The sequence below is a fragment of the Bradyrhizobium sp. HKCCYLRH3061 genome (assembly GCF_051168015.1).
Taxonomy (GTDB): Bacteria; Pseudomonadota; Alphaproteobacteria; order Rhizobiales; family Xanthobacteraceae; genus Bradyrhizobium.
Genome location: NZ_JBNPUE010000010.1, coordinates 91,545 through 107,820, shown reverse-complemented (window position 1 = coordinate 107,820; position 16,276 = coordinate 91,545). Strand labels below are relative to the sequence as shown.

Sequence of the window (16,276 nt, the reverse complement as noted above, 5' to 3'; positions counted from 1 at the left end):
CCCTAGTTGAACTGCCGGCCGCCGTCGACGATCAGGGTCTGGCCGGTGATGAAGGCCGCGGCGTGTGACGCGAAGAACAGTGCACCGCCGACCATGTCGTCGACATCGGCCGCGCGCTTCAGGGCGCCGCGGGACACGCCATATTCGGCGGCGTTCTCGATCAGGCCGAGGCTGGCCTCGGTGAGCGTGAAGCCCGGCGCGATGACGTTGACAGTGATCTTGTCGTCGCCGAGCTCGCGCGCCAGCGCACGGGTCATCGCGATGACGGCGCCTTTCGATGACACGTAGTGAAGCCACATCGGTGATCCGCTCATGACGGTCGCCGACGACACGTTGACGATCGCGCCGCCGCCGGCGCGCCGCATGAGCGGCGCGGCCGCCTTGCTCATCATCCACACGCCCTTGACGTTGACGCGCATGACCTGGTCCCACTCGGCTTCGGGGATCGCCTCGAAGCCGCGACGCGCGAGCCCGGCATAGATCGCGGCATTGTTGACCAGCACGTCGAGGCCGCCCATGCGCGCAAGCGCGAATTGCGCCAGCGCCGTGGTGGACGTCTCGTTGGCAACGTCGACCTCGGCGGCGTGCGCCTTGTGGCCGCGGTCGCGGATCAGCCGCGCGGTGTCCTCGGCGCCGCCGAGACGGATGTCGGCGGCCACGACCTCGGCGCCGGCCGCAGCGAAGGCGAGCGCGAAGCCGCGGCCCAGCCCACCGGCGGCGCCGGTGACGACCACACGTTTCCCATGCAGCTGGAACGCACTCATGCTGAAGCCTCGATGTGCAGCAGATCCGTCATGAAGGCAGACGCTGTGCCCTCGGCGATCAGTGCCTGGGCCATGGTGGTGCCGGCCTCGGTCAGCATCGACGGCAGCACGAAGCTTTCCAGCATCGCGAGCGTCTCCTTCGGCGGCGTATCGAACCAGCCGCCGATCGTCGCGACCCCATGGCCGGTGAAGCGCCACAGCTTGTCGGCGTCCTTCATCAGCGCATCCTCGTGCGAGATCGCCTTCTTGCGGGTGTCGTGGCCGTCGATGATCGCCAGGATGGTCTCCACCTGCAGCCCTGGAATCGCCAGCCGTGCGAACGATTCGGCCGCGATCTTCACGCCCTCGATCTCGTGGGCGCGCTGCAGCTCGGGATATCTGGGATTGGGACCGACGGCGGCGGCGAGCTGCTCGGGCGGGAATTTCTTCCAGCCGACGTCGTGCATGAGGATCGCCGGCAGCACCACGGAGGCGTCCGCTTCGGGATGGATCCGCAACAGCGCCTGGCCGAGACGATAGGAGATCAGCGTATGCTCGTCGTTGGAGCGCACGTCGAGCCACGGCCGCGCCGCGAGCCAGACCGGCCAATCCTGGTCGCGCAGAAAATGCATCACCGCAGCTCCGCGTCGTAGGTGAGATAGATGGTCTTGTATTCGAGATAGTCCTCGATACCGTAGCGGCCCTTCTCGCGGCCGATCCCGCTCTGCTTCATGCCGCCGAACGGCGCGCGCTGGTTCGAGCGCTGGATGTCGTTGACCCACACGGAGCCGGCTTCGAGGCGCTCGGCCAAGGTCAGTCCTGTCGCCAGGTTGCGCGAGAACACGAAGGCGGCCAGTCCATAGACTGTCGCATTTGCGAGCCGCAGCGCCTCGCTGCGTTCGTCGAATGGGGCGACACCAAGCACAGGACCGAACGTTTCCTCGGTCATGACGAGCGCGGAGGGGGGCGCATCGGCGATCACGGTCGGCGGCAGGAACCAGCCCTTGTCGTAGAGTCCGCCCGTCAACCGGGCACCGCCGGTCAGCACGGTTGCGCCATTGGCACGGGCATCGGCGATCTGCCGCTCGCTGTTGCGGTAGATCTTCTCGTTGACAACAGGTCCGAGTGCGCAATTCGAGGTCAGCCCGTTGCCGACGTCGAGCTGCGCGACCTTGTCGGCGAGCGCAGCGAGAAAGGCCGCGTAGATGGGGCGCTCGACATAGACGCGATTGACGCGGTAGCAGAACTGGCCGGAATTGGCGAACGCGTGACGGGCGATCGCAGCGGCCGCTGCGCCGATATCGGCGTCGGCGCAGACGATGGCCGGGCACTGGCCACCGAGCTCGAGCGTGATCCGCTTCATCGTTCCTGCGGCTGCAGCGGCAATCGCCTTGCCAGCCCGGGTGCCGCCGGTGAACGCAATCTTGCGCGGTGTCGGATGCGCGATCATCTGCATGCCGAGGTCGGGGCCGCGGCCGGTGACGACATTGAAGCAGCCCTCGGCAAAGCCGGCGGCATGGAAGATCTCGGCGAGCCGCAGTGTCGACAGCGGCGTGTCCTCGGCAGGCTTGGCGACGACGGTGCAGCCGGCCATCAGTGCGGCGCCGAGCTTGAAGCAGAGCAGCGTCACCGGATAGTTGAAGGGCGTGATCGCGACGACGACGCCGACCGGCTCGCGGGTGATGACGATCTTTTCGCCGGCCACACCCGTCAGCGGCATCTCGGCGTGCAGGCGCAGGCCTTCCTCGGCGTAGACGTCGAGCAGTTCGGCCGAGCGCTGAATTTCGCTGATGGCTCCCGCCAGCGGACGGCCAAGCTCCCTGGTCAGCAGGCGGCCGACCTCACCGGCACTCTCGCGCATCAGCCGCGCCGCGTTCTTCTGCAGGCGGGCGCGCTCTGCCACGGGCGTCGTTTTCCACGATTGGAATGCGATCTCGGCTGCGTGGATCGCGGCATCGACATCCGCGGGCCCGGCCTCCGGAACGCTGTCGATCGTCTCGCCCGTTGCCGGATCGACGACGTCGAAGGTCGCGCCGCCTTGGGCTGCAACCCTGCGGCCGCCGATGAACATGTCCATGTCCGCGCCCCTCGCTCAGATCAGGTCGAGCATCAGCGCGGCCCGGGTCTCGCCCAACGCCGCCTCGGCCATCAGCCGTCCGGCTTCGGTCTCGAGCACGGCGAGCTGGGTCGTCAGGCGCGACGCATATTGACGTGGCGTCATCTTGAACCAGTCGCAGGCCACCGCAACGCCGGTGGTCGTGTAGCGCCACAGCTTGTCGGCGTCGCGCACGATCCGGTCGTTCAGCGAGCGCGGGTAGGGACGGGTGTCGTGGCCGTCGATGATCTCGCCGACCGCGACGATGACCGACTCCGGCCAGTCGGCCTGCTCCAGCACCTCGCGCGACATGCGCACGCCTTCGCTCTCGTGCAGAAAGCGCACGTCTGATTGCATCATGTTGGGGCCAAAACCCTTCTCGATGATGTCCTTCATGTCGATCGCGTACCAGCCGATGTCGTGCAGGATGATCGCGAGCGAAACGATGTCCTCGTCCGCGTCCGGATAGTGCACGAGCAGCTTGCGCGCGTAGGCATAGGACAGGGGAATGTGGACGTCGTTCTTGCGCGCGCGCATGTACGGCTCGCTGATGCGCCAGACCTCGTCATAGCGGTTGCCGACATCGGACCTATCGAGCATTGCAATGTTCCATATGCGGAGAGAGGCCGGCGCTGCCGGCCTCTCTCGATTGGGTCAGGACAGGATGGTCACTTCGCCGGTCGAGCCGTTGACGCGCAGCATCTGTCCGTTCTTGATCGAGGAGCTGGCGCGTCCCGTGCCGGTGACGGCGGGCAGGCCGTATTCGCGGCACACGATCGCGGCGTGGGACATCATGCCGCCGATGTCGGTGACGATCGCGTTGATCTTGCCGAAGATCGGCGCCCAGCTCGGCGCGGTGACCGGCGCGACCAGGATCTCGCCCTGCTGGATCTGGCCGAGCTCGTCAGCGGAGCGCACCACGCGGGCGCGGCCCTCGACGAGGCCGGGGGAGGCGGCCATGCCGGACAGCTTGGTGGTGTTGGCAGCGCCATCGAGCCATCGGCCGATGCTCTCCGTGGTGATGCCCCACAGCATGATCGTGAACGGCTCGGTGATGACGTCGGGCGGATTGTTGAGCGCGGGCTGCGGCGGTGTCGTCGCGAGCGCAGCCAGGATTTTCTTCCGCCGCTCGATCTCCGGCGGCCAATAGGTCGGACCGATCGCCGGTGCGCCGACGGCCCAGCCATTGCCGTAGTCGAACAGCGCGTCGCGGACCTCCTGACGATTCAGATAGAACAGGTCGTCGGCGTCCTTCCAGAAGCCGGCATCGCGGAAGATGGCGCCGAGCTCGCGCATCTTGCGCCAGAAGACGCTCATCGACCAATGCTCGATGTAGAAATTGTGGTTCTCGACATAGGGAAACACGGTCCGGGCCAGGCCCAGCTTGCCCTCGAAGGCGGCGCGTGCATCGGCGTCCAGCATCTCGGCATATTCGGACGTGATGCGGTCGCGCTCCTTGGCGATGGCCTCCGTCGGCCGGTCGATCTCCTCGCCCCGCTGCACGCGGACGACGTAGTCCCTGACATAGCCGAGCGGGATGTCGAGATGCTCGATCCAGTACTTGTCGGTCGAGTAGAAGCCGTTGCCGGAGGTGAAGTTGAACCAGGGATCCTGCGCCTCGCTCCAGGCCTTCAGCCATTCGGCGCCGTTCGGCGCACGGCCGACCGCGGCCAGCGCCTCGTCAACCGATCCGCTCTTCAGGGCATCGGCGACACCGAGCGTCACGGCGTGCTTGGCGAGCTTCTTCAACTCGTCGTCCGGACGAAACAGGTCGACTTCCACGCCCTGCACCATCTTGGCGATCGCCTGGTCGGGAATGGTGGGGAATTGCCCCTTCATGAAGCTGAAGAAGTCGAGATAGGCCGCGTAGCCGAGATTCAGGAACTCGAAATGATACTGCCAGGTCTTGTAGAGCAGCTGGATCGCCCGGTCATAGGTCTCCATCAGCGCGTAGGTGTTGTCGAGGCCGACTCCCGCCGTGATCCACTCCAGCGGCACGGCTTCGGGCAGCGGCTCGAAGTTGAGCGCCTCGAGATCGGCGATGTTGGCTCGGACCTTCTTGTCCCAGTTCGCCAGCAGGCGATCCCAGTTCTGGAAGTAGTAGCCGGCGCGCTCCATGAAATGCGGCACGCGGCCTGCGATCAGCTCGGGCGCCACCGCCACCGGGCTCATGTAGCAATAGCCATTGTGGATGCGGTATTCGACGCCGTTTGCCGGCGGGATCAGATAGTGCCGCGTATTGTACTGGCCGAGGCACTTGACCGCGAATTCGACCGTGACGGCGTCGAACGGCTTGAACGGGCTCGGCCAGTGCTGCGAGTCGCAGAACCAGAACTTGCCGTCCTCCTTGTCGCGCAGGCTGTTCTGGAACTGGAGATAATAGGGGTAGAGCTTCTCCCAGCCCTCGGCGCCGACCGGCGTCTTCAGGTCATAGGGACTTGGGAATTTCGCATGCGCCGTCATTGTCGTTTCCCCTCGGTTATCTGTTGTTTGTTGTCGTGATGCTCACCGCTTGGCCTGGACCGGGGCCAGCAGCGTTCCAAGTACACCCGCAATCCCGGTCTCGTAGATCGCGGTCGACTGCTTCTTCCTCTGGCTCCAGACGGTCTCCGGCCGGCTCTGCAGCGCGACGAGGTTCTCGTCCTCAGGGAGATCGGCATCGATCGCCCATTCGACGTCCTGCGGACAGCCCATGCTGCGCTCGAGCGACTTGGCGAGCCTGGCGACGGCGAGCACCTGGGTATTGGACAGGGAGGGCAGGGTACGACGTTCCGGCGCGATCACGCGCTCGACGGTCCGGCGCTCGGCGCGATCGGCGACGAGCTCGAAGTCCTTTTCGGCGATGCGCTGCTTGATGACCTGCAGAAGCACCTTCTCGACGACGAAATTGTCGGGCGTGATTTCGCCGGAGACCACGGGCTCGCCGAGCCCGAAGGCGGAATCGATCACGATCTTGGTACGGTCGCCGTTGATCGGATCCAGCGTCATCGCCACGCCCGCGGCGGCGGCGTTGACCATCTTCTGGACGCCGACCGACATCAGCACGTCGATCTGGCCGAGCCCGTTCTCGGCACGGTAGGAGATCGCGCGCGCGTTGAAGAGACTGGCCCAGCACGCCTTGACCTTCTCGACCACGGCGTCCTCGCCGACCACCCAGAGATAGGTATCCTGCTGGCCGGCGAAGCTGGCGTCGGGCAGGTCCTCGGCGGTCGCCGACGAGCGAACCGCCACCGGCAACTGACCGTCGGGCGACATCCGGCGATACGCCTCGCGGATCGCCTGCTCGACCGCGCCCGGCATCGGCTGCGCCATGATTGCGTCGCGGATCTCGTGCGACAACTTCTCTTCGTCATCGACATCGTCGAGCACGATCCGCGACAGGCGCTCGCTGATCGTCGCCTCGAGTCCGTTGCTTCGAAGATGAAGGGCGTAGGCGTCGGTCGCGACCGCAAATCCCGCGGGAACGCGCACGCCCTGGGCGATCATGCGCGCCAGGCTCGCGCATTTGCCGCCGATGCGCGGGAAGTCGTCCTCGCGTGCGACTTCGAACGGCACGATGAAGGATGCGGCTGCGTTGGCGCCCATGCGTCTGTTCCCCACCTTATGGCCCGGATCGGCTCCGGACTTGTTGTTGCTTGTGAAACGCGGCCAAGTGACGATCGTCGCGTCAGGTCACGTCCCATTCGATCCGAAGCGCCGTCGGCACGCGGAACGAGATGTTGTGAACGAAGTCGATGGTCTGGTCGGCAGCGAGCCGGAGACCAGGAAGCCTGCGGGTGAGCTCGCCGAGCGCGATCGCGAACTCGATGCGGGCCAGCTGCTGGCCGACGCAGGTGTGAATGCCGTAGCCGAAGGCCAGATGGCTTCTCGCGTCGGTGCGCCGGACGTCGAAACGGGTCGGCGCGGAGAACACCGCCTCGTCGCGATTGGCGGAGCCGATGAGCAGGAGGATATTGGAATCCTTCGGCACCGGCACGCCGCCGATCTGGGTGTCATTCAGGGCGCGCCGGCGCCAGGCCACGATGGACGGGCTGAAGCGCAAGCATTCCTCGACCGCCTTCGGAATGAGCTGCGGCTCGGCGATGATGGCTTCCCAGTTGTCGCGCCGCTGCAGCAGCTCGCGCATGCCGTTGGCCATCAGGGTCGTCGTGGTCTCGTGGCCGGCGAACAGTACGCTGTAGAGAACGCCGGCGATCTCCTCGTCGCTGATCTCGGCGCCGTCCTTCTGCAGTCGGACCAGATCGCCCGGCAGATCGTCGGTCGGATCGTCGTGGCGCTGACGCACCAGCGCGCGGCAGTAGGTCCAGTATTCGACCATGTTGCGCGCATGCACGATCTGCTCGTCGTCGCTGAGGTCGCCCCAGGTCAGCAGCGCGCGGCTCACCGCCCAGGACTTCACGCGCGGCACGTCCATATTGGGAATGCCGACCAGCTTGAACAGCACCAGCGCCGGCACATCATAGGCGAACTCGCGGAAGAAGTCGGCATGTCCGCGATCGGCGAAGGCATCGATCGCCTGGTTGACGATCGCCTTGATCTCCGGCTCGATCGCCCTGAACCGGCGCGGCCCGAAGCAGCCCTGGACCAGCTTGCGGATGCGGGTGTGATCGGGCGGTACCCGCGCCGACAGGCCGGAATAGGCGGTGAAGCCGCCCTCGCGCATGATGCGCTTGCCTTCCTCGCACATCGGGCGAAGCGGGGCCTGGGCGTTCTCCGAGGAGAATGTGCGCCAGTCGTCGAACACAGCCTTGATGTCGGCGTGGCGCGCCACCACGAAATATTTCAGCTCGTCGGAGAAGAAGACAGGCGCCTCGGCGCGGGCCCATTCATAGAACGGGAACGGATCGCGCATCTCGAAGGGATCGAAGTCTTTGGCGGCGTCGCTGTAGGGACACCGCGCCAGCTGAGCTGCCGAACCTGGCATGTCGTCCTCCCATTCGCCGCCCTTGGTGGCGACGTTGTCATGGGCTCACTCTAAGCGGCGGCCTTTGGGTTTTCTTTAGCCCTTAACTCTATGACAATTTGAGACAAATCGTCAATTATGCGGGCGGCGGCAGCCCCATGGCGCATGGCCTGGCCGGCAAAGGTCGCGTTGCCGAGCCGGTCGCGAACGAGCGGCCTTACGCCGTGAGCTTGCGGTGCAGCTCCTGAAGCGAGGCGCTCTTCGGCCGGTTGTCGAAATGCTTGAGCGAGTCGAGGTACAGCTTGAACTGGCGGTCGATCGCTTCGCGTCGTCCTTGCGCCTTGAACACCTGCATTGCCTCGGCGTGCGCCATCTCGCACAAGGGATCGATCGCCAGCGCCTTCTGGCAATGCGCGAGCGCGGCCGAGTGGTCGTTGCGTTCGAGATAGATCCGTGCCGCGTCGCGTTGCACCTTGAAGAACATGTCGCGCAGCCAATAGCGCTTGCTCCAGCACCAGTCGCGCTCGCCATCGTCGGCGTACTCGACCGGAATGTCCTCGAACAGGTCTCCGGTGTACAGACGGTCCGCCGCCTGCAGACAGATCAGCGCCTCGTCGCTGGCGCCCGCCTTGATGTGACCCTGGGACTGACGGCAGAGCTGTTCGAAGGTTGAAATGTCGAGCCAGCTGCGCTCCGGGGGCACCAGCACGTAGCGCGATCCCTCGCGTCGGACATAGTTGCGCGTCTCGTCGCGTCCGTTGGGCTGGCCGAGCGCCAGCCGCAGATAGCGCACGGTGTGATAGAGGCGGTTACGCGCGGCCTCGATGTCCTCGGCGTTGGGCCAGAGCAGATCCGCAAGCTCGTCGGTGGCTGCGCCATGGCCGCCCTTCTGCAGCAGATAGGCGAACAGGGTCTTGGTCTTGCGGGTCGCTCCGCCGGGCGGGTCCCAGTTCACCTGGCTGCCGTCGTTGCGATAGATCCGCAACCGTCCGAAGCAGCGGATCTTCCAGCGGTCGCGGCTGTCGAGATGAACTGTACTGGGCTCTTCTGCCGATCGCCGCAACAGCCACATGGGGTCGGCGCCTTCGGCTGCGTGCAGCGCGGCCGCCGATGTCCCGATCCGCAACTCCGGCGCGATCGCGCCGAGCCAGAAATCGACCTGCTCACGCAACGCGCCGCGCGTCTGCAGCCGCGACGGCAGCCAATGCGGATTGTCCACCAGTCCGGCGCTGGTGAGGATCTGCGGATGGCCGCGCAGCGCGACGAGCAACTGCTCGTCGATCAGCACCCGGCGGTTATAGAGAGAGGCGATCGAGACCTCGGACTGCTGGGTGAGCGTTTCAGCAAGTGCGGGCCAACCCTCGAAATTGGCCGTCGCCGAGTTGGTCTCGAGGCCCCAGCTCATGTCGACGACGAGCAGGGCGGGGCCGTGTCTGCGGGTCGGCGCCACCCACCTCTCGATTCGGCCTGCGACATCTCGAAACGAGATCGGCACCCGCAGCAACGCCATCTCGACAAAGCTCTTGCCCTCGACGAATCCGCTCTTGTTGATGCGCTTTGCGAGCTTCTCGACCCGCGCGACCGCGTTGACGTCCGCCGCGATCACGAAGATCCGGCACGGCTGTGCGACAGTCTGGTAAAGCTTGAAGAAGTCCGCAAAAAGAAGCTTTTGCTGCGTCGCGAATAGGGCGAGGTTGACAGAACTATTCTTGGTCATGGGTCCTCACCCGCGACAACCCCATTGCCGTCAGCAGACTGGAGGTAGTCTAAGAGCGGCCGCCGGAAGGTTGCAAGGCCCTGTTTCGCGAGCATTCCAGCAAGCTGGCGAGATCCAAAGGCCGTGAAATGCGGCAGCGAAATGAATAGCCTTCAGCGACGATGCATGTTCGGGTTCGGGGGAGGGGGATGCGGATCGAGCAAGCCAGCGGAGCTGATTGTCTCAACGCGAGGCTCCTCTCGACCGGCAGGCGCTCGTGGATTGCCGCTCCATGACCTCTCGGATGAAGGGGGACGCCGCTAGAACTGTCGGGCTGGCAGCGAGTTGATGATTGATGTTCGATGGAGGCCAGCCGCGGAATAGGCTTTATCCCTCAGCTTGTCATATGAGAAGTCTGGCTCCGTTGTCTGCGGCTTGCGAACCATCTCGAAAGAAAGCTCACGGTGCCCATTATGGGCACAGAGAGCTGACAAATATCGCAAGGGTGGAGCAAAGGTCGGAGCAAGAGCATGGCTGGCTTCTGCAAGATGGACGGCCTTGTCCAGTTCTCCCGCCATGGTCCCCGCAATGCAGCTCAGGGCATCGAGCTGAAAACGGAAAGGCGCCGCACCAGCGATCGTACGGGCAAGCAATGTGTGCTGAAAGCCGTCCTCTGGTTTGCCGAGATAGCTCTTTGCGATTCCCAGACAGGCCCAGGCGATCGGGTTGGCGTGGTTCAGTTCGCGCAGCCACCCACGTTCCATCTGCCACCTTCATTCGATGGGACCGAGGGGGCGAACGAAGACCGTGAGTGGTGCGCTCAGTGTTATCGCAGCCGAGTCTGCAGAGCGCAGCATTGAGCGTATTGTCGCCAATCCGGCGACGATAGGCGAAGCGCCAAAGCCGCGGTGGCGAGCATGAAAAACCCGCCTTCATCTCAGCGTTTGTAATCCTTGTCTGCCGGCTTCAGGTGCCGGAGATACGGGGCGGACTCGGCCGGTTCGATTCCACCCACGACTCGCGATACCATGACCTCCGCGAACTTCCATCAAGAATACCGGCAGAGGGGGCGGACGCCAGCGAAGGGCAAATGCGGCTTGTCTTTGATGTTGAGGGGCAAACGGCCGACGGCGGATGCGGGCGAACGGTCCAAATGGTGCCCTGGCCGGAATCGAAGCACCGCGAAGAATGCTGTAACCAAGGCTTCCTGGAAGCACCCGAAGTCGGTACTCACAGCCTTACTCACATGATTTATGATTCCATAGGCCATTCGGCTCTCTTGATGGAGCCGTCCACGGCGGTTCATCTTCATCAACGTTGTGCAATGAGGATCAATGAGCTGCGTGGTCAGCATACCGGCGGACTTCAACGTCATCAAAGTTGTCTCGCCGGCAACGAATCGATGATCGATGACCGATGCAGGCCGGCCGCAGGATAGGCCTTGTCGCGCAGCTTGTCGTATGAGAAGTCCGGTTCGCTGGCCTGCAATCTCCTCACCATCTCGGAAGAGAGATCGTGCTTGCCTTCGTGCGCATAGAGCGCTGAAAGGTAACGCAAGGGTGGTGCGAAGGTCGGCGCCAGCGCATGACTGGCCTCCGCCAGATGGACGGCCTTATCGAGTTCGCCCGCCATCGTCCCCGCGATACAGCTCAACGCATCCATCTGGTATCTGAATGGTGCAGTTCCGGCGATGGTGCGCGCAAGCAGCGTATGTTGGAAGCCCTCGTCGGGCTTGCCGAGATAGCTCTTGGCGATTCCCAGACACGCCCAGCCGATCGGATTGGCGTGGTTCAATTGGATGCTGCGTTCGGCCAGTTCGTATGCGGCGACGTAGGACCGCCGCATCATGGTCTGAACGTGCGCGCTCAGGCCAGCGACATAAGAATTGTGAGGTTCGAGTTCGAGGGCGCGGTACATGAAGTCGAGGGCCTCGGCTTGCAGTGTCTGACGGCAACTGAATTGTCGTTCAGCAAGTAGAAAGGTTCGCAGATACGCCCGCCAAGCAAGATAGATCCCGCGTGATTCAATATCGAATGCGGCCGCGAAGAGCTTATCGGCCGTCGCAAAGTTGATCTTGCCGAGCCTGAAAAGATGCAGAATCCCCGAATAGCAGAGATCGGAGGCTACCTCGGCATCCGGCCCTCCCGAACGGACCGTGATGAACTGATCGATGGCGACGTTGACGACGAGATTGACGCACCGCATGACATCCGCATCGTTCAAGTCCAGCGCCTGAATGCCGGGTAGCTGCAGCGTGGACGACCACTTCAGGGAATGTTCCGGTCGCTGCGACAATGCGAGGCGGACGATTTGCCTCGTGTGGCCTCCGAACACGTCCGAATGTAGCGAAAGCGTCTTGCGCGGCGCTGCGCCCTTGTCGTTGCAAGCCGGGTCCATCGTATCCCGACAATCGATGACCTCGGCGACGCCGAGTTCCTGTATGGTTTTTGCTACCGAGTCGATCAGGCTGTCCGCGAGCAACGATGCGTCGGACTCTCCAGACTTGGAGTTGCGAACCAGCACGATCCGATTCCGTGGAATCGAACGTCCGCGCACCGGCTCTTCGAGGGCAATGTCCGCAGGGCGATCGGTCCTTGCTTGGCGCGTAGTGCGGCGATCGCTGAAGTTCTGACGTTGCGATCGAAGCCAGTCCTCGAAACCATCTTCGCCAATATCGATGCCTTCCAGGAGTTCGCCGGAGTCGTCCGCTTTTGTGGCAAGATCGAAATCCGTATCAAATAAGGTCGGATCGAGCGCCAGCACATAGCTGTCCGCAAAAAGCACTCCGTGATCGTTTCCAAATGCCTTTCGAATTTCTGACAGGCTTTGGCGAAGGCTTGCCGCGCCCTGCTCCTTGCCTCGACTGCCCCACAGCTTATCCTGGATCCAGACGCGCGATCTTTTGTTTTCAGGCGATAGCGCCAGCATTGCCAGCAGTGCGCATGCCTTCCGTCCCCGCGGCGTGCAATCTTCACCGTTCGAATTGATGATCTTGGGCGGACCAAATAACCGAAGATGCACCTTGGCTGTCGAACTTCGCATGGATCGCTCTTGAGGGTCCTGCCCTGTCTTTCGTAGCCCGCTACCCTCAAAGGTAGCGGAAGACGTTTCTCAACCATGGAGTGAAATCCTGCGGCAAACACCTGTCAACGTGAAATATGCGTGAAATTGCGTTAATTCCGACTGCGGACGACTTGACCGTTCAGGGCTTCGAACTGAGCATCGCGACGTACCTGAGGTTGTTCGTCGGGTTTTCCCGGGGAGGCGCAAATGGCGCGGATAAGCGGCGAGAGCGGTGAAAGTGGCGAGAGTGGCGAGAGCGGCGAGAGCGGTGAAAGTGGCGAAAGCGCGCGCTCCCGGTCGTTCACGGCAGCACGGGCGCTCATCTCGGGTCGCGAGGGCGTGGTGGGGATATGGCGGGATGTTGGTACCCCTCCGGCAAACTACGAAGCCAAACCGTACGCGCTGGACCGCTGGTCGACGCCGGTGCGATTGCGAACCCTGACCGCCGAACTGCTGTCCGGAATCTACTACGATGTCGGAGATTGCAACGAAACAAGCGAGTCCGTTTGCGTCGAATATCGGGGCGCGGCGAAGACGGTACATGTGCGTTGATTCACATGATCAGGCCAAGTCCATCCGATTTCGCCAAACAACTGATCTTTGTGCATAACTATGCGGCACTTCGGATGGAGCGCAGCGGCGAGATCATGACGGAGATGACGGACATCCTGTCGTTCCTCGGCTCGGTGGGCTTCCTGCACCCGGATCGAACTCGGCGGACGTTCGAGCTGCTGACGCTGGTCCTGAACGTGACCGGCCTAATCGAGATGCGGGTCAAGCATGCGCTGACCTGCCGGCGACCGGTCGAGTACTCGCCCCAGATCCAGCCGATGATTCCAACGCCCGGTCACGGCTCACTGCCAAGCGGGCACGCGACGGAATCCTTTGCCGCCGCTTTCGTGTTCTATGCGTTGCTGTCGCAAGCCAGAAGCGCACGCATCAAATTCGATAGCGACGATCCGACTTTTGAGCAACTGATGCGGATTGCCGAACGCATCGCCATAAACCGGACGGTTGCCGGTGTTCACTTCCCAGTCGACAGTGTAGCCGGCATGAAGCTCGGTCTCGCCTTGGCGGAGTTCTATATTGCGCGTTTCTGCGGCGGCCGTTTTCTGAAGACGCATGCTTTCGATGGGCGAGGATTCGACGGCGACTTCTGCTACGAAGATTGGATATCTGAATTCGTCGACGACCCTCAGGAGCGAAAGGCCAAGTCCGACAGCGGACGCAAAATATCTGGAAATACGCGCGCCGAAGTGCCGAAATCCTGTGATCTGAACCATCTCTGGGACCAGGCGGTCGCGGAGTGTCAGTTGATGATCGGAGTGGTAGGCAAATCGCGATGAAGCTTCATTGGAAAAAGACCGCTTGCGACCGTCCCGATCCCTATCTGGACTGGGAATTCCGGACCCGGCGCAAGCCCAACCCGGATCCCTGGTGCTCTGTGCAAATCCAGATCAGGCCGTTGCGCAGCGCTCTTGCGAGCCTTTACGAGCTACAACGCGCCGTCGATGAGGGCTACGTGCCTGACCACGACGTCCCGGCCAAGAAATTCACCATTCGAATGAGCGATGACGAGCGGACTCTCCTGAGTTGGTGGATCAAGGCCCTGGAAGGGCCTAAGCCGCCAGAGATCGATGAAGTCGACATGCAGTTCTTCATCTATCGACAGGAATCGTTCATCTATCGCGACGGCCAATACCGCGATCCCGGATTTTATCGCTCTCTTTTCGTGGGGCCGCCAATCATCGGTTTGCAGTTCAACGACTTCAACCCCCAGCCCGATCCGACCAGCTTCGAACCTTCCTTCCTGGCGGCTACCAAGGTTGCTATCGGCATCATCGACGACGGGATTGCCTTTGCGCACGAAAGATTTCGAGATCGCCGTATGGTCTCGAAGATCGCGGCCATGTGGCTACAGGAGACGGAGAAGCGGAGTCCGGCAGACAACGCCGTCGTATTCGGCCGCCGCCTTATGCATGACGAGATCAAGCAGTTGTTGCAGGAATCCAAAAGCGAAGACCGCATTTACCGGAAGGTTGGTGCGACCGATTTCGGCAAGACCCGCGCCTACAATCCACTGGCCGCACGCGTCAGCCATGGGACGCATTTGCTCGATCTGGCTGCAGGCGGAGGTCGGGGCAGCGAAGGAGTGTCGATCCTCGCTGTCCAATTGCCGTCGGTGGCGACGATCGACACGTCGGGGCTGACGATGGGAAGCTATGTGCTGCAGGCGGTCAGGATGATCATGACGTGGGCCGATGCATTGAGCGAAGCCGGGAAGCCAATTCCGCTGGTCATGAACTTCAGCTATGGCCTTTTGGCGGGTCCTAAGGATGGCACTCAGTATCTCGAAAAAGCGCTCGCCGGCATGGTCCGCCACCGCAACAAGCGCCATCAAAACCCCAATCTGACCCGCTTGGTCATGCCGGCGGGCAACAGCTATCGCACTCGCGCCGCCGCAAAACTGGAGCTCAAAAAGGAGGTCGAAACCCTGGATTGGGTCATCCACCCCGATAGTGCAGCAACGAACTACGTCGAGATTTGGCTCGATACCGGCGCCGAAGGCAAGCCGGGACAGGCACCGGTGGAGATCTGGCTGACCGCACAGGACGCGAGGACGAGCCCACCCATTCGGCCTAGCGAGGGTTACATTCACCAGGCGACGATCGGTGGCGGTCCGATCGCTGGGATTTATTTCGACCGCATTCAGCGCGGAAAATCCGTACGCGAGCGGATCCTGCTCGCTGTCAATCCGACCGTGCGCAACGACGACTGCCGCGAGATCGCACCTTCCGGTCGCTGGAAGCTGTCTCTTCGGAATTTGACCGGGACGGCGATCACGGCACATGTCTACGTTCAGCGCGACGATACGCCGTTCGGCTACCCGCGGCGCGGCCGCCAATCTTACCTCGATCACGCCGGTGCTTATGACCGAGATCCGCGGACCGGCGATTATCGAATGCAGAGGGACGGTTGTCCAATTAGGTATGCGGACACCCTATCGTCGATCGCAACCGGCTCGATGATTGAGAGCGACCATGTCATCGTCGTCGGCGCCGCCGAGGCGTCTGAGGGGCATCCCCCTTCCGACTATACTTCGAGCGGCCCCGCTTTGGTTCGGCCGGGGCCGGACTGCTCGGCGTTCGCTGACGAAGGCAATGCGCTCTGGGGCGTCCTCGCCGCGGGCACGTTCAGTGGCTCGGCTGTCAAGCTCAACGGCACCAGCGTCGCCGCGCCTCAGATCGTGCGGAAGGTGGCAGACGAACTGCGGGCGATGGCTCATCCGGCTGCCGACAGTCCGGATGTGCCGGTTGGCATCAATTCGGCGGTGACTAATCCGGTCACGATTCCCATCGATCCACCCGATCCGCGGCTCGGAAAATACATCTTCCGGCCCCGCTCCGATCGACACATTCCGAGGCGTCGATATCCGGCGGTGAAGGAGCCAAAGGAGAAGAGGCGGCGTTAGATTGCCGCCGACCGACAAAACAAATCACACCATTGTTGTCTCCACCGAGGCATCTGAGCGTTGTTGGCTAGCCGACTGCATTGCCCGCGGCGCGATCAAACCGAGGCCGTGTTCCGATTGTTCAGCCATTGCTGATGGTGATACGCCCTGGAGTCGCGCTGTTGCGGGAATATTCAGTGGGCGGGGATCAGGACGAAGGCATCATCATGGTCGCCGCGTCGCATACGGCAGGGCAAACCGCCAACGACTTGGCGCAATAGACAGAGTGAGAGCTTGCTGCGCCTTGCAAACCTGCCGCGAAGTC

At 62.9% G+C, this 16,276-nt stretch carries 13 protein-coding genes; 3 read left to right on the top strand and 10 right to left on the bottom strand.

All coding sequences use genetic code 11. The annotated features are described in order from the left end of the window. Nucleotides 1-2: 2 nt before the first annotated feature. The 10 genes from ACQR2C_RS17825 to ACQR2C_RS17780 form a co-directional block, all read right to left on the bottom strand. Nucleotides 3-764: an SDR family NAD(P)-dependent oxidoreductase gene (locus ACQR2C_RS17825; RefSeq protein WP_434881743.1), complete on the bottom strand. Its 762-nt coding sequence runs from the start codon at nucleotides 762-764 to the stop codon at nucleotides 3-5. Further along, nucleotides 761-1,375, bottom strand: coding sequence for an HD domain-containing protein (locus tag ACQR2C_RS17820; RefSeq protein ID WP_315804571.1), 615 nt, complete (start codon nucleotides 1,373-1,375; stop codon nucleotides 761-763). Before ACQR2C_RS17820 ends, ACQR2C_RS17825 begins: the two co-directional genes overlap by 4 nt. Beyond that, nucleotides 1,375-2,820 carry an aldehyde dehydrogenase family protein gene (locus ACQR2C_RS17815; RefSeq protein WP_316218017.1) on the bottom strand — a complete coding sequence of 482 codons (1,446 nt, stop codon included), beginning with the start codon at nucleotides 2,818-2,820 and terminating at the stop codon, nucleotides 1,375-1,377. The genes ACQR2C_RS17820 and ACQR2C_RS17815 overlap by 1 nt, the downstream gene beginning before the upstream one ends. Before the next feature lie 15 nt (nucleotides 2,821-2,835). Continuing rightward, nucleotides 2,836-3,438 (bottom strand): HD domain-containing protein, encoded by a 603-nt coding sequence (locus ACQR2C_RS17810; protein ID WP_315804569.1) that lies wholly within the window; start codon nucleotides 3,436-3,438, stop codon nucleotides 2,836-2,838. Nucleotides 3,439-3,492: 54 nt separating this feature from the next. Continuing rightward, the gene (locus ACQR2C_RS17805; protein WP_434874341.1) at nucleotides 3,493-5,301 is read right to left on the bottom strand and encodes a PEP-utilizing enzyme; all 1,809 of its coding nucleotides are present in this window, start codon (nucleotides 5,299-5,301) and stop codon (nucleotides 3,493-3,495) included. Between the two features lie 42 nt (nucleotides 5,302-5,343). Beyond that, a complete protein-coding gene (locus tag ACQR2C_RS17800) occupies nucleotides 5,344-6,423 on the bottom strand; it encodes a PEP/pyruvate-binding domain-containing protein (protein ID WP_434881742.1) in 1,080 nt (359 codons plus the stop codon). 82 nt (nucleotides 6,424-6,505) lie between these two features. Further along, nucleotides 6,506-7,762, bottom strand: coding sequence for a cytochrome P450 (locus ACQR2C_RS17795; RefSeq protein WP_434847141.1), 1,257 nt, complete (start codon nucleotides 7,760-7,762; stop codon nucleotides 6,506-6,508). A 196-nt stretch (nucleotides 7,763-7,958) separates the two neighbouring features. Next, a complete protein-coding gene (locus ACQR2C_RS17790) occupies nucleotides 7,959-9,458 on the bottom strand; it encodes an AfsR/SARP family transcriptional regulator (protein WP_315804565.1) in 1,500 nt (499 codons plus the stop codon). A gap of 299 nt (nucleotides 9,459-9,757) precedes the next feature. Then, nucleotides 9,758-10,201: a hypothetical protein gene (locus ACQR2C_RS17785; protein WP_434881741.1), complete on the bottom strand. Its 444-nt coding sequence runs from the start codon at nucleotides 10,199-10,201 to the stop codon at nucleotides 9,758-9,760. 610 nt (nucleotides 10,202-10,811) lie between these two features. Further along, complete coding sequence (locus tag ACQR2C_RS17780) at nucleotides 10,812-12,479, bottom strand: hypothetical protein (RefSeq protein ID WP_434881740.1); 1,668 nt, start codon at nucleotides 12,477-12,479, stop codon at nucleotides 10,812-10,814. A 228-nt stretch (nucleotides 12,480-12,707) separates the two neighbouring features. Here ACQR2C_RS17780 and ACQR2C_RS17775 point away from each other — a divergent pair, with 228 nt between their 5' ends. The 3 genes from ACQR2C_RS17775 to ACQR2C_RS17765 are packed head-to-tail and all read left to right on the top strand — an operon-like array spanning nucleotide 12,708 to nucleotide 15,972. Beyond that, the gene (locus ACQR2C_RS17775) at nucleotides 12,708-13,052 is read left to right on the top strand and encodes a hypothetical protein (protein WP_434881739.1); all 345 of its coding nucleotides are present in this window, start codon (nucleotides 12,708-12,710) and stop codon (nucleotides 13,050-13,052) included. Nucleotides 13,053-13,057: 5 nt separating this feature from the next. Then, entirely contained in the window at nucleotides 13,058-13,846 is a 789-nt protein-coding gene (locus ACQR2C_RS17770) for a phosphatase PAP2 family protein (RefSeq protein ID WP_434881798.1), read from the top strand. Continuing rightward, nucleotides 13,843-15,972 carry a hypothetical protein gene (locus ACQR2C_RS17765; RefSeq protein WP_434881738.1) on the top strand — a complete coding sequence of 710 codons (2,130 nt, stop codon included), beginning with the start codon at nucleotides 13,843-13,845 and terminating at the stop codon, nucleotides 15,970-15,972. The genes ACQR2C_RS17770 and ACQR2C_RS17765 overlap by 4 nt, the downstream gene beginning before the upstream one ends. Nucleotides 15,973-16,276: the final 304 nt, after the last annotated feature.